Genomic DNA, 12,921 nt, shown 5'->3' on the forward strand with positions numbered 1-12,921 from the left:
TTTTTTAGAATTACTACAATGAAGAGGTGTTGAAATTTATGCAAATTTAACAAAATTTGAATTAATAGACATTAATTTTACATTAATTCAAACAAATTTTTGACCCCTACTACCCTTTTAACAACAAAGCCCTCTGCGAATTGACAGCCCGCTTGTTTTCCTACTTCTCTATTCCTAGCATATATTCTTTCTAAATAATCAGCATTAGATATATATGTCTCAGGCTCATTTGAATCTGCTTTGTAGTTTTCATCATGAATTTGAGAAGAGTATGCTTTGATGGCTTCAATTTTCTTTTCCATACTCGCTGATATATCTACTACAAAATTGGGCATAAGAAAAGTGTCCTGCAAATAGTGGTAAACAGCTCTTGGCCGCCATGCTTCCTGCAATTTTCCTTTCTCATCTAACGTCTCAATTTTCCTCAAGCCCGCCAAAAAACACGCTTCAGCTACCAACTCAGCAGCTCTTCCATGGTCGGGATGTCTATCATAAACTGATGGTGCAAGAACGATTTCAGGGCGATATTGACGGATTTTTTTGATTACCGCAATTTTATGTACGCTGTCATTGGAGAAAAAACCATCTGCAAAACCCATATTTTCTCTCACCACCAATCCCATAATCTCAGAAGCCTTTGCAGCTTCTTGATACCGAATACCAGGATTTCCTCGCGTTCCTAGTTCTCCTCTGGTAAAATCTATCACCCCCACTTTTTTCCCTTGTTGAACATGACTGATTACGGTTCCTCCACAGCAAAGTTCCACATCATCTGGATGTGCACCAAAAGCCAATATATCTAATAGATGCATAGTTGATTTGTTTAAAAACTAAATAAAGGAATAAGAACAAGATGCCCTTGTTCACAATAATACAACTAATTCATTGTTCAAATCAAAAAAAACGTGTTTTTTTTACATTCAATTATTTTAATAGTCATACAAATTTATTTGTATGACTATTGGATATATTCAAACTCTTCATGTAAAACCTCTGCCACTACCACCATTTCCAATGCTTGTTCGATATCCCAAACAATATCTTCCCAGTGTTCAATTCCAATAGACAATCGAATCAATTTTTCGGTCACGCCCATTTGCTTTCTACTTTCAGAGTCTACTCCTACATGTGTCATCGTGGCAGGATGCTGTGCCAAACCCTCTGTACTGCCCAAACTAACCGCCAATTTAAACATTTTGAGGCTATTCAAAAACTGGAATGCCTCTTTTTCACCTCCACAAATATCAAATGAAATCATCGCCCCAGCAGCAGTATATTGTCTTTGATAAACTTTATAAGCCTCACTACCTTCTTTCAATAAGCCCAAATAATACACCTTTTCAACTTTGGGATGATGTACTAAAAAATGCGCTACTTTTTCAGCATTCCGCATTTGCTGTTCCATCCTAACCTTCAATGTCTCCAAACTTCGCAGCAAAAGCCAACATGTATGCGGACTCGCCATATTCCCTAAAAAAGTCCGTAAGGTTTTAACACGCAACATGGTTTCTGCATTTCCAAGCACAGCACCTGCAATCAAATCGCTATGTCCACCAATGTATTTCGTTGCAGAATAAATCACTATATCTGCCCCATGCTGCAATGGATGCGACCACAATGGCCCCATATATGTATTGTCTACGGCTACTTTCACCTTCTTATTCTCTGATCCAAAATAGTCACCAATTTCTCTACACATCTCTATGTCAATCAGCGCATTTGTAGGATTTGCAGGAGTTTCGATGTATATCAAAGCCAATTGGTCTGCCTTGCCAGTTTGCTCAATCATTTCAATGATTTCCGCATTGCTTTGTGTCGGTTTGAAACAAATACTTTCTACACCAATCTTCGGAAGGAAGTGATGGATAAAATGATCGGTACCTCCATAAACAGGTGAACTAAACAACAGCAAATCTCCTGGCTTCAAAAACTCCAATAAAACCGTACTGATAGCAGACATCCCACTTTCAAAAACGGCACAATCATCCGCCTTGTCCCAAAGACACAAACGGTTCTCTAATATCTCCAAATTAGGATTGTTGATTCGGCTGTAAATCAAGCCCAATTCTTCGTTTTGTTCTTTTTGACGCAATCCATACGCCAACTCAAAAAAGGCTTTACCTTCTTCTGCTGTTTTGAATACAAATGTAGAAGTTTGAAATACAGGTGGTTTTAGAGAACCTTCCGAAAGCTCGGGTTTGTAGCCATGAGTCATCATCAAACTCTCAGGAAAATATTGGTGTTTGTTCATCGAATAAAGCAATTGTTTGTTGAAAAATATCCTGCAAAATTACCTATTCAAAGATTTTATTCCTATATTAATAACTCAAACAAGAATAAATCAAATATTAAATCATTTTTTGAAGTAAAAAAATCTTTTTTATAAATATTACATTGAAGTAAAAGAAAAATAATCTGCAACATGAGTTACCAAATAGATCCAACCGACAAAAGAATCCTTGAATTGCTGCAAAAAAACGGTAAAATAAAAATCAAAGAAATTGCACATGCCCTCAAAATGACCAACACCCCCATATTTGACCGAATCAAACGCTTAGAAAAAGAAGGCTACATTGAAGGATATTCCACCATTCTCGCCAAAGAAAAATTGGGCTTCAAATTAGTTGCTTTTTGTTCTGTCACTCTAGAAAAACACCACAAGGAATATCTGACCCAATTTGTCGAAGACATTCAAGATATACCCGAAGTCATTGAATGTTATCACATTGCAGGTATGTTTGATTACCTTTTGAAGATTTACTCAAAGGACATGATTGATTACCAACATTTCATCACCCAAAAATTAGCCGCTTTGCCCAACATCGGTCGTGTTCAAAGTTCTTTTGTGATGACTGAAATAAAAAATAACACAACACTCCCTTTATTATAAATGCAATATGAATATCCTTATACGTCAAGAAAATCCAGCAGATTACCAAGCAGTTTTTGAAGTAGTAGAAGCAGCCTTTAGAAACGAGGTAATTAGTGACCAAACTGAGCAGTTTTTAGTAGAAAGATTGAGAAAATCGGATGCCTTTGTTCCCGAATTGTCCATCGTTGCAGAATTGGATGGTGAAATTGTAGGACATATTTTACTGACCAAAATAAAAATTACAAATGAGGTAGAAAGTTTTGATTCTTTGGCACTTGCGCCTGTTTCGGTAGTGCCAAATTTTCAGAACAAAGGTATTGGGGGACAATTAATTCGAGAAGCTCACCAAAGGGCTAAAAACTTGGGATTCAAATCTATAGTGCTATTGGGGCATGAGAATTACTATCCCAGATTTGGCTATGAGTGGATAAGTAAATACGGTATTGAGTTGCCCTTCAATGCGCCCCAACAAAATTGCATGGTGATGGAATTGGTTGAAGATGGATTGAAGGGAGTAAATGGGATGGTGGTTTACGATAAGGCATTTTTTGAAACTACTTAGGCGCAACAATCACAACTTCTGTTCTCCTATTCAACTGTTGACCTTCTTTCGTAGCATTGGTGGCAACAGGATGGTATTCACCATACCCCTTTGCAACCAATCGTTTGGGGTCAATACCTTCCTCTTCTAAATAACGCACCACATTTGCTGCACGGGTAACGCTCAATTCCCAATTGTCTTGATAGTTTCGGTTTTTGATGGGGAGGTTATCGGTATGCCCCTCTACAAGAATTTTGTAGTTTGGGTATTCCAATAATACATCGTTGATGTCAGATAAAGTAGCCTTCCCTTTTTTGTCAATTCGTGCATCTCCAATAGGATACAAAAGATGGTTGGCAATAATAACATTTACACTATTATCGGCAATGTCTAGCTTGATTTCACCATGATCATATCCCTTCATGACCTGCTCCAATGCCAAAATCAAGTGACGGGTATCTTCCGTATAAGTCGTAGAAATATAAGGCATTTCCTCCAGAATTGCGCCCATTCTATCGTTTTCGTTCAGCAAACGAGCAGCCTCTTCCTCACATTCTGAAAGTCGGCTAAAAAAAGCTGCGTTTTGCTGTCGAACTTCGCCCAGTTCTTTCTGCAAATCTGACATATCGTGATTCAGTTGGTACAACTTTTGGGTTGCACTACCACCACATGATGCAAGATTCACTACAATCCATCCTAAAATAAATAATTTGTAAACACGCATTGAATAAGTTTTTTTTGTCCATTGGGCTTGTTTTATTGAAGAAATAAATTAGCAACCACTTCATAGAATCGCTGCAAAAGCATCTTCCAAATCCTCTATCAACACCTCCGTTTCCTCCAATCCAATATTGATGCGAATCAAATTCCACGGCAAAGTCGAACTACCATAATTTTCGGAAGTATAAAGCACACAAATCGGAAAAATAAGGGATTCATGTCCACCCCATGAGCAAGCCAGCAGAAAATGTTGAAGATGATTGCAAAAACGCTCCACTTCTTCAATATTGTTCGCCTTCAATTGGATAGAAAACAATCCACTGGCATTTTTCATCTGCTTTTTTGCCAACTCATATTGCGGAAAATTTGGAGAAAAAGGGTAATAGATTTTTTCGATTTGGGGGTGAGATTCGAGCCAAGTTGCAATTTTGAAGGTGCTTTCTGCAATGTATTTCATCCGAATCGGCAATGTCCGCAAACCACGCATCATCAACCACGCATCATTGGGAGAAATAATCGCTCCCAAAGTCATGTATTCAGAAGCAAAGATTTGACGAATATGCTCGTAACTCCCGCATACTACGCCTGCCACCACATCGCTATGCCCACACATGTATTTCGTTGCAGAATGTGTCACCATGTCAATACCCATTTCAATCGGATTTTGAAAAATGGGTGAAGCATAACTGTTGTCCAAAATAGTCACCAAGTTATGCTTTTTCGCAATTTTCACCACTGCTTCAATGTCCTGCAATTCAAAGGTCATCGAATTGGGCGTTTCCAAAAAGAGGAGTTTGGTATTGGGGCGAATTGCTTTTTCGTAGTTTGCCGCATCAGTACCATCCACAAAGGTTGTCTCCACATTGAAGCGAGCCAATAAATTGGTGAGTAATTTGTTGGTCCAACTATACGGTTTGTCAATGCAAATAACGTGATCACCTGCACTCACAAAGGAAATAACCGCTGCCGAAGTTGCCGCACTTCCGCTCCCAAAAATCAGTGCATCTTCTGCTTTTTCCAATGCTGCCACTTTTTTGCGAAGAATTGCAACTGTGGGATTGCAGCCCCGTGTATAAAACGGTGTATTCAGTTCGTCCTTCAGAGAATCTCGCATCACAGATACGTCTTTGAAAGTAAAATTACTGGTTTGCATGATGGGCGGAGAAACAGCTTGATAATAATTTTCACGCTCTTCCCCCAATTGATTCAGAATGTAAGATTGATCCATTTTTTTAGTTGGTGGTTGGTTTTAGAATCCAAAATCAAAATTCATGTAATCGTACATCCTTTGCGGCTGGATGTACGATTTATGAAGCAAGATAGCTGGAAAAATCAAACTCTTCCAAAAATTGCGTGAGCATTTCCACAATTTTCTCTACATCTTTTACAAATACCCCTTCATCTGCTTTGTGATAGGGATAAATCGCCGGTTCTATCGCAATACTCGGGGTATCCGTTTGTTCGATTAAATTGAACATTTTGCCATATCCTCGGTAATCATTGTTGGCATTACTAACCAGTATTTCGGGATTGATTTCGGTAAAGAATGACTCAATACGCTGTGTTTTGTCCAACAATTTTTGAGTAGGAATATAGGTTTTCTCCATGTGCCAAAACTTATTGTAGAGAGCAATGCCTGGCTCACCTTTGAAGATAGGCGTAGTATCAAGGGTAATGATAGCAGCAGGAAATATATTGTTTTCGATTAAATATTTAGAAATACGCATTGCTCCAATTCCCGAATAAATACCTTCCCCGCCGTTCTTTAGCCAATCACTGCGTTCCATAATATCTGTTCCTTCTTCTACTTCGGAGAGCAAAATGTACAAGGGAGGGAAGTTGTGTTCTTGGCTTTTACGCACCATTGCCAAACACATTCCAACACCTGCCGCATCGTCCATCATACCTTCAATTCTGCCATTTTCCACATTTGCAGGAAGGGAATCGGTATGGCCTTTTGCGAAATGGTTGATTTTATCAATGTGTGCGGTAATAGCGACAGGCGGTGCTGTGCGATTGCCGGGCACATAAATCACCATATTATTTGCAGGTACATAGGATATCTCAACTTGAGCTACATCACTACAAAGTTCTTCAATCAATGGATGTATTCGCTCTTCGAAAGTGCTGAAAGAGGGTACTTTCGCACAGGTTACTATTAAATCACTAACACTTAGTTCTTTCATAAAAATAATAAATGGGTCTATAATTTAAAATTCGCCAATATTAGGAAAAAAAAATGATTTCACCCCAATATTAACGAATACTGAAAGCATATACTGTTTTGCGCTTACTTCCAGAGTAGATACCTTCAATTTGAATCCTATCTCCTTTTTCCATTTCTTGATAGACTTCATGTAGCTGTTTGTCATCGTAAATATCTATATCATTAAATTTGAGGATGATAAAATCGGGCTGCATTTCTGTATTGTTTTTCAATACCCCGTTGTCCATTAATCTTGTGACTCGGATTCCATTTTTCAAGCCCATTCTTTTAAGTTCTACAACTGCCAACTGTTCAAATTCAGCACCGAAGCTTTGCTTAATATTATCTTTTGAATGAATATCTTTAACGATGTCTGTTTGATGGTTGATACTTTTCAAAGTCACCTGTACGTATTCTTCTATGCCATTTCGCAGGTAAGTAATGGAAATCGGATTACCAGGGCGGTAACGTGCCAAACGTTCATCCAATTCAGGAGAAGAATTTACCTTTCGTCCATGTACTTCAATGATGATGTCACCTTTCTTCAATCCTGCATCGTGAGCTGCACTTCCTTTGATTACCTGCTCTACATACACACCGTTCATGCTTTGCAAGTTCATTTCCTTTGCCAATTCACTGTCAATGTTTTTGATATTGACTCCCAAATAAGCCCGTTGAACCATGCCGTGGGTTCGCAAATCATCGACCACTTTCCGCACAATATTGACGGGAATAGCAAAAGAGTAGCCCGCATAAGTTCCTGATTGATAAGGTGTAGCTATTGCAGTATTGAGTGCCACCAATTCTCCCCTGGTATTAACTAAAGCCCCCCCACTATTGCCAGAATTGATAACGGCATCTGTCTGAATAAACGATTCAATGGCGTATTCTTCTTCCAATATGTTGATATTCCGTGCCTTTGCACTGATAATACCTGCAGTTACAGTTGAAGTAAGATTGAAAGGATTGCCGACTGCCAAGACCCATTCACCCACTTCTACCCTATCTGAATCACCATATTTAATGGCTGGCAGGTTAAACGCATTTATTTTTATGAGAGCAACATCTGTGCTAGGATCTATGCCAATTATTGTGGCAGTATAAGATTCTTTGTTATAAAGATTTACTTTTATTTCATCACTTCCTTCTACTACATGGTAATTGGTGACAATGTACCCATCACTGGATACAATCACTCCCGAACCTGATGATATTTCCGACTCATTCCAAGTTCGACCATTATTTTTATTATCTAAATATCCAGGAAAACCTTCATGGTGTTGGCTACTATTATTTTTTACCTTTGTGATGGAAACAACTGTAGGGCTAGCTATTTTTGAAGCTCTGATAAAATCGGTGGAGTAGGTATTTTCATAAACACGATGCACATTTTCAGAACTGTTATAATTGGTTTTTTGTACCAAACCTGATTGAAGGGCAGCATAAGAATGGTATTCTGTTTGGAATCCTATCCAGTGAAAACATACAAAAATGGTTAATAAAGAAGTGATTACTGATACTATCATAGTGAGTATGAGTCTGTTCATGGCAAAAGTCTTTAACATGGTCTTATCAATAACATTGGGAAAAAATGTGGCTTGGGGAAAAAATGTAATGGGATAGTTTTGAGTCAAAAGTCAGAAAAATAGGAGGATATGACAACAAACCTTTAAATTAGGTTGAATGTTTTGCTTCACGCATTTTTATGTCAAAATGTATGCCATAATAGCGTTTTTTAGAATTTACTTATTAACAAATTGTCTTAAACATGAGAAACTCAGATTCATTAGAAGATTCTGCTTATCAAAGCGGTAATATATTTGGCTGGCGATTTTCTTTTATTTCACTTGGGATAATTTTAGTCACCTTGATTGCAGTCATTATTTCGGAAAACTATAAGAAAAACCTACAAGGTCAAACCCCTCACAATATTGCAGATAGCATTGAAGTAGAGCAACTTGACAGCATACTTATTTTAGAACAAAACCAAATAAATCCGCAATGAACATCTCATTTAGCAAGTACCATGGAACAGGCAATGATTTTGTAATGATAGACAATCGTTCCTTAAAGTTACAAACCGATTCACCTGCTTTTTATGAAAACCTTTGTCACAGGCGTTTTGGGATTGGAGCTGATGGAGTTATCTTTCTCCAAAACCATCCCAACTACGATTTTGAGATGATTTACCTAAATGCAGATGGTCGTCCGACTTCTATGTGTGGTAATGGAGGCAGATGCATTACAGCTTTTGCCCATCAGTTAGGCGTTGAAGCAAAGGAAGAAGGATTGTATAATTTTCTCGCCATTGACGGAATTCACAAAGGCTCAATTGATAAAAAAGGACTTGTTTCGCTACAAATGAATGATGTGACCAACCTACAAAACTTCAATGGTGATTGGGTATTGGATACAGGCTCACCCCATTATGTACAATTTGTTGATAATGTTTGGAATATAGATATTTTCTCTGAGGGGAGGGCGATTCGGAATCAAGAAAGCTTCCGAAAGGCGGGGATAAATGTTAATTTCGTGCAACAATTAGCAAATGGAATTCACGTGGCTACCTACGAAAGAGGTGTGGAAGATGAGACTTTCTCGTGTGGCACGGGCGTTGTTGCTGCAAGTATTGCTACGATTTCTCAAAATGAATATGCAACAGGAAATTATTCAGTTGATATTCAAACAAAAGGAGGTAAATTGACTGTTTCTTTTGAGCACACAAAGGAGGGCCACTTCTGCAATGTTTGGCTAAAAGGCTCTGCGGTGCATGTTTTTGAGGGTCAATTCCCTTATTTGAAGTAAATTCCCAAAATAACAAAGAACGATGATTAAGTTCTACTTAAAAAAAGCAAACAGTCCAATCCAAGAAATTCCAGAGGCTCAAAAAGGTTGTTGGATAAACATTTATCCTCCCTACAACAATGAAGAATTGCGGCAATTGAGTGAATCACTGGACATACCTTTGGACTTTTTTATCGACTCTTTGGATATGGACGAACGTTCGAGATATGAACAAGAGGATGGCGTTCAGCTCATTATGTGGAACATTCCTATACGCAACGAAACCGAAGCAGCAAACCAAGCACACTACATCACCGTTCCTGTGGGTATCATGGAAGTAGATGATTATATACTGACTATCAGTGGCTTCAAAAACCCTGTGATTGATTATTTTTTAGAGAATAAGGTGAAAAATTTTGATATAAGCATACACAATCACTTTGTTTTACTACTTTTTGACCGCACCAATCACTATTTTCTTCAATACCTAAAAAGTCTAAATCGCCAGCGCAATGTTTACGAAAAAGAACTCTACAACTCTAGTCGCAATCGAGAATTGTCGAACTTATTAGATATTCAAAAAAGTCTTGTTTACTTTATGACCACGCTGAGGGACAATGAATTATTGCTCATGCGAATCAAACGAATTGATTTTTTGAAGGTTCGCCAAGATGAAGAATTGGATGATTTTTTAGAAGACATTATTATTGATACGAGTCAGGCACAAGATATGGCACAAATCTACTCCGACATCCTCAACGGAACAATGGATGCCCTTGCTTCAATTATTTCTAATAACCTGAATACGGTCATGAAACGACTCACTTCGATTACCCTCATTTTGATGGTTCCTACTCTAATCGCAAGTTTTTATGGAATGAACGTACCAGTTTGGGGGCAAGAAAATCCTATTTCTTTTCCACTCATTATCATTATGTCCATTTTGATGAGTTTTGTGCTCACATGGTTTTTTAGACGGCAAAGGCTTTTTTAGGAGTATTTCTCATTTCAGCAAAATCTCAAAATCTTCCTCCCCTCTCAGCACTGCAAAATCTTCATTCTCTCTAATTTGAGATAAATCTTCCACACCCATTTCTACTACCTGCTTCAAAAAAGACAAAGCCAATTTTTTTTGTCCCTGCAAAGCACAAATATTGGACAAAGTATAATAAGCATTTTGCTTCAATAGGTTGTTATTCTTTCCCAATATCAAAGCACCTTGTACGGATTTGCAAGCACCCATAAAATCATCTTGTTGTGCAAGAATCAAACTTTTGAAGGCATGATAACGGCTGTTTTTACTATCTGAGGTCAGCAAGTCATCTATCAATTCATTCGCCTCAGCATAGTTTTGGTGCAAATACTCCGATTTTGCAGCCCCAAACTTACGCTCAAAAGGATATTGCACATCATAGAAAGAGCTCACTGAAACATCGCCAGCAAATCGGTTTTCTATCCACCATTTGTGACGACCATTGCCACTAAACAATACCTTGTCTGTCCGATTGTTGGAATAGTAAATATATTGGTTCGGCATTTCCTCAAAAGTAGCCGACTGACTATCACCATATGTAGGGTCAAAAGGGACCCAACCCATATCTTCTAAGTAAACCTCTGTCCAATGGTGATTGGGATTGGCACTCAATTCAGCCACACAACCCGCTACTACTCTTGCAGGAATATCTTTGGCACGGCACAAGGTCACGAATAAATCCGCATATTCGGTACAATCTCCATGACCTTTCTTTAGGGCCTTGATAGCACCCAAATTTTCACGAATACTGTTATCATACTCCAAATGACTGACCACAAAACTATAAATATTTTGAACCGTTTCTAATTGACTATCACCAGAAATATTTGCAGCTACTTCTCTAATATTTTTGTTTTTCCGCTTCAAAAAAAGTTCATTCCGAAGGTATTTATCTATCGTAATAGTATTGTCTATCATTTGGTTATGTGCCGCAACTCTCAAGTCGTAGCGATACAACTCTATATCCATTTCAATCTTCAATACAAAACTTTCTTTGGGCTTGTCAAATACAAATTCTATGTACTGATTTCCTCCAGATTCAAAAATTTTGTGTGGCGGCAATGAACATTCAATATTGATGACTCGCTGTTTATTGGGCAAATTTTGGGGAAGAAAAAAAGTTGAAAGTATTCGGTTTACTTCTCCATCAATCTGATAATTGTAGTAAATCTCAACCGAAACTGTGCTGATGTTCTGATCTAACTGCTGGGCAAAAACAGAGTAATGGATTAACAATAGCACAAAAATCTTTGATAAGTAGGTCTGTTTCATATATACACATCTACAAATAGTTATTCTTCGTCCTAAATTAAGCCATTTTTTGAAGAAAAAACCATGAATTTTTGCGTCTATCAGACATCTACCACAAAAAAAAAGCATTTACCAGTCTGTTTACTGATAAATGCCTTTTTGTATTGAATTGTTATTGCTTCACACCAGACCCAAATAGAAAACTAATTTCCTGTTTTCGTGCGGGTTTTGACAGGAGTTTTTGAAGTAGGTTGTTTATTGGTACTTCCTTGAGTAGGTTTCACATTGACTGCTTTCTTGTTGTTTGTAGTAGTCGATGGATTAGGATTGGGTGTTCCTTTGTAGTAAGCCAATGCTTGCGGAACGAATTTTTCATTGAGGTTTTTGATACGGGTTTCATGGCTTGGGTGTGTGCTTAAAAATTCAGGAACACCACCTCCTCCACTTGTTTGCATTCGCTCCCAAAATTTTGGAGCTTCGTAAGGATCGTAGCCCGCCATTGCCATAAAAATCACGCCCATTTGATCAGCTTCTGTTTCATGGCTTCTGGAGAAAGGCAACATTACCGCCACTTGTGAACCCAAACCATAAGCTCCCATAAACAAATTTTGTGTCTGTGCAGGCTTGTCCCTCAATGCAATCTGCAGTCCTACTCCACCAAGTGTCTGTATTAAACCTTGGCTAATGCGCTCATTACCATGTCGAGCCACAGCGTGAGCAACCTCATGTCCCATCACCACCGCTACACCTTTATCGTTCTGAGTATAAGGCAAAATACCTGTGTAAAAGGCAACCTTACCTCCTGGCATACACCATGCGTTCACCACATTTTCGTCAATCAAGTTAAATTCCCAGTTGAATTCTTTGATTCTATCTGAATATTTATTTTGTATCATCCATTGTTCTACAGCCGTTGCGATGTTTTGTCCAACAGTATTAATCATTTGAGCATCAGCCGTACCACGCTCCACCTTACTCTCGCTCAATACTTGTTTGTATTGATCTAAGCTCAGTTGTGATACCGTTGATTCAGGTACCAAGGTCAATTGTTTTCGACCAGTAATAGGATTGGTAGAACAAGAAGTGGTAAATATTATACCCATCAATAGGGCAAGTGAAATCCATTTTTTCATGTCAATTGGTTTATTGTATAAAATTGAAGTTTGTCTGTAAATAGAACGTCTTGTTGATAGATTGGTTCTGTTGATTAGAAACACGAAACACGAAATGGTTTATTTACCTTTCATTTCCATGCTTAAAATTACCTGTTATTCTAGCCAAATACAATTGAATATCATACACATCGCCTGACTCCACCAACTTCTTCAACTGGTCACATTCTTTACCTTTGATGGTCTTTACCATCTTCTGGTTCCAATAAATCAATGCTTTTCCATTCTTCAATAATTTCCATGAAAAAGGCTGATCCTCTTTGAGGACGTTTCGTTTATCTTCCATCAGGTTAATTTTGAAATAAAAATAATACAAAACTCAATAAGAACAAAAAAATACTT

14 protein-coding genes are annotated in these 12,921 nt (G+C 38.0%); 5 read left to right on the forward strand and 9 right to left on the reverse strand.

Annotation, left to right across the window (positions count from 1 at the left end; genetic code table 11):
* Positions 1-77 precede the first annotated feature (77 nt).
* Positions 78-812: a bacillithiol biosynthesis deacetylase BshB1 gene (bshB1, locus tag R3E32_11685; protein MEZ4885381.1), complete on the reverse strand. Its 735-nt coding sequence runs from the start codon at positions 810-812 to the stop codon at positions 78-80.
* A gap of 146 nt (positions 813-958) precedes the next feature.
* Positions 959-2,251 (reverse strand): cystathionine gamma-synthase family protein, encoded by a 1,293-nt coding sequence (locus tag R3E32_11690; GenBank protein MEZ4885382.1) that lies wholly within the window; start codon positions 2,249-2,251, stop codon positions 959-961.
* 171 nt (positions 2,252-2,422) lie between these two features.
* Between R3E32_11690 and R3E32_11695 the strand changes: the two genes are divergently transcribed.
* Together R3E32_11695 and R3E32_11700 are read left to right on the forward strand one after the other, a co-directional pair.
* Complete coding sequence (locus R3E32_11695) at positions 2,423-2,890, forward strand: Lrp/AsnC family transcriptional regulator (protein ID MEZ4885383.1); 468 nt, start codon at positions 2,423-2,425, stop codon at positions 2,888-2,890.
* Positions 2,891-2,897: 7 nt separating this feature from the next.
* On the forward strand, positions 2,898-3,434 hold the full coding sequence (locus tag R3E32_11700; protein ID MEZ4885384.1) for an N-acetyltransferase: 537 nt from the start codon (positions 2,898-2,900) through the stop codon (positions 3,432-3,434).
* Here the strand turns inward: R3E32_11700 and R3E32_11705 are convergent.
* From R3E32_11705 to R3E32_11720, 4 genes are all read right to left on the reverse strand, one after another.
* The gene (locus tag R3E32_11705) at positions 3,427-4,137 is read right to left on the reverse strand and encodes an OmpA family protein (GenBank protein MEZ4885385.1); all 711 of its coding nucleotides are present in this window, start codon (positions 4,135-4,137) and stop codon (positions 3,427-3,429) included. The genes R3E32_11700 and R3E32_11705 overlap by 8 nt on opposite strands.
* 60 nt (positions 4,138-4,197) lie before the next feature.
* A complete protein-coding gene (locus R3E32_11710; protein ID MEZ4885386.1) occupies positions 4,198-5,361 on the reverse strand; it encodes an aminotransferase class I/II-fold pyridoxal phosphate-dependent enzyme in 1,164 nt (387 codons plus the stop codon).
* 79 nt (positions 5,362-5,440) lie between these two features.
* Positions 5,441-6,319 (reverse strand): hypothetical protein, encoded by an 879-nt coding sequence (locus tag R3E32_11715; GenBank protein ID MEZ4885387.1) that lies wholly within the window; start codon positions 6,317-6,319, stop codon positions 5,441-5,443.
* Positions 6,320-6,389: 70 nt separating this feature from the next.
* Positions 6,390-7,886: a trypsin-like peptidase domain-containing protein gene (locus R3E32_11720; protein ID MEZ4885388.1), complete on the reverse strand. Its 1,497-nt coding sequence runs from the start codon at positions 7,884-7,886 to the stop codon at positions 6,390-6,392.
* 221 nt (positions 7,887-8,107) lie between these two features.
* On the opposite strand from R3E32_11720, the gene R3E32_11725 reads away from it, so the two are divergent.
* From R3E32_11725 to R3E32_11735, 3 genes are read left to right on the forward strand one after another with little or no spacing between them, the layout of a single operon-like run.
* Positions 8,108-8,344, forward strand: a complete 237-nt coding sequence (locus R3E32_11725) for a hypothetical protein (GenBank protein ID MEZ4885389.1) — start codon at positions 8,108-8,110, stop codon at positions 8,342-8,344.
* Complete coding sequence (gene dapF, locus R3E32_11730) at positions 8,341-9,144, forward strand: diaminopimelate epimerase (GenBank protein ID MEZ4885390.1); 804 nt, start codon at positions 8,341-8,343, stop codon at positions 9,142-9,144. The genes R3E32_11725 and dapF overlap by 4 nt, the downstream gene beginning before the upstream one ends.
* Before the next feature lie 22 nt (positions 9,145-9,166).
* Positions 9,167-10,117: a magnesium transporter CorA family protein gene (locus R3E32_11735; GenBank protein MEZ4885391.1), complete on the forward strand. Its 951-nt coding sequence runs from the start codon at positions 9,167-9,169 to the stop codon at positions 10,115-10,117.
* 9 nt (positions 10,118-10,126) lie between these two features.
* Here R3E32_11735 and R3E32_11740 read toward each other — a convergent pair whose 3' ends face one another.
* The 3 genes from R3E32_11740 to R3E32_11750 form a co-directional block, all read right to left on the reverse strand.
* A complete protein-coding gene (locus tag R3E32_11740) occupies positions 10,127-11,428 on the reverse strand; it encodes a transglutaminase domain-containing protein (GenBank protein ID MEZ4885392.1) in 1,302 nt (433 codons plus the stop codon).
* Positions 11,429-11,610: 182 nt separating this feature from the next.
* Complete coding sequence (locus tag R3E32_11745; protein ID MEZ4885393.1) at positions 11,611-12,540, reverse strand: M48 family metallopeptidase; 930 nt, start codon at positions 12,538-12,540, stop codon at positions 11,611-11,613.
* Positions 12,541-12,643: 103 nt separating this feature from the next.
* Complete coding sequence (locus tag R3E32_11750) at positions 12,644-12,865, reverse strand: hypothetical protein (GenBank protein MEZ4885394.1); 222 nt, start codon at positions 12,863-12,865, stop codon at positions 12,644-12,646.
* Positions 12,866-12,921 lie beyond the last annotated feature (56 nt).

This window comes from Chitinophagales bacterium, from assembly GCA_041392475.1.
Taxonomy (GTDB): domain Bacteria; phylum Bacteroidota; class Bacteroidia; order Chitinophagales; family UBA2359; genus JAUHXA01.

Bases quoted from the DNA above. Each gene is read 5' to 3' on its own strand.
- R3E32_11710 (MEZ4885386.1), bottom strand. From the start codon at position 5,361: ATGGATCAATCTTACATTCTGAATCAATTGGGGGAAGAGCGTGAAAAT.
- R3E32_11720 (MEZ4885388.1), bottom strand. From the start codon at position 7,886: ATGAACAGACTCATACTCACTATGATAGTATCAGTAATCACTTCTTTA.
- R3E32_11750 (MEZ4885394.1), bottom strand. From the start codon at position 12,865: ATGGAAGATAAACGAAACGTCCTCAAAGAGGATCAGCCTTTTTCATGG.
- R3E32_11725 (MEZ4885389.1), top strand. From the start codon at position 8,108: ATGAGAAACTCAGATTCATTAGAAGATTCTGCTTATCAAAGCGGTAAT.
- bshB1 (MEZ4885381.1), bottom strand. From the start codon at position 812: ATGCATCTATTAGATATATTGGCTTTTGGTGCACATCCAGATGATGTG.
- R3E32_11745 (MEZ4885393.1), bottom strand. From the start codon at position 12,540: ATGAAAAAATGGATTTCACTTGCCCTATTGATGGGTATAATATTTACC.
- R3E32_11705 (MEZ4885385.1), bottom strand. From the start codon at position 4,137: ATGCGTGTTTACAAATTATTTATTTTAGGATGGATTGTAGTGAATCTT.
- R3E32_11695 (MEZ4885383.1), top strand. From the start codon at position 2,423: ATGAGTTACCAAATAGATCCAACCGACAAAAGAATCCTTGAATTGCTG.
- R3E32_11700 (MEZ4885384.1), top strand. From the start codon at position 2,898: ATGAATATCCTTATACGTCAAGAAAATCCAGCAGATTACCAAGCAGTT.
- R3E32_11735 (MEZ4885391.1), top strand. From the start codon at position 9,167: ATGATTAAGTTCTACTTAAAAAAAGCAAACAGTCCAATCCAAGAAATT.
- dapF (MEZ4885390.1), top strand. From the start codon at position 8,341: ATGAACATCTCATTTAGCAAGTACCATGGAACAGGCAATGATTTTGTA.
- R3E32_11740 (MEZ4885392.1), bottom strand. From the start codon at position 11,428: ATGAAACAGACCTACTTATCAAAGATTTTTGTGCTATTGTTAATCCAT.
- R3E32_11715 (MEZ4885387.1), bottom strand. From the start codon at position 6,319: ATGAAAGAACTAAGTGTTAGTGATTTAATAGTAACCTGTGCGAAAGTA.
- R3E32_11690 (MEZ4885382.1), bottom strand. From the start codon at position 2,251: ATGAACAAACACCAATATTTTCCTGAGAGTTTGATGATGACTCATGGC.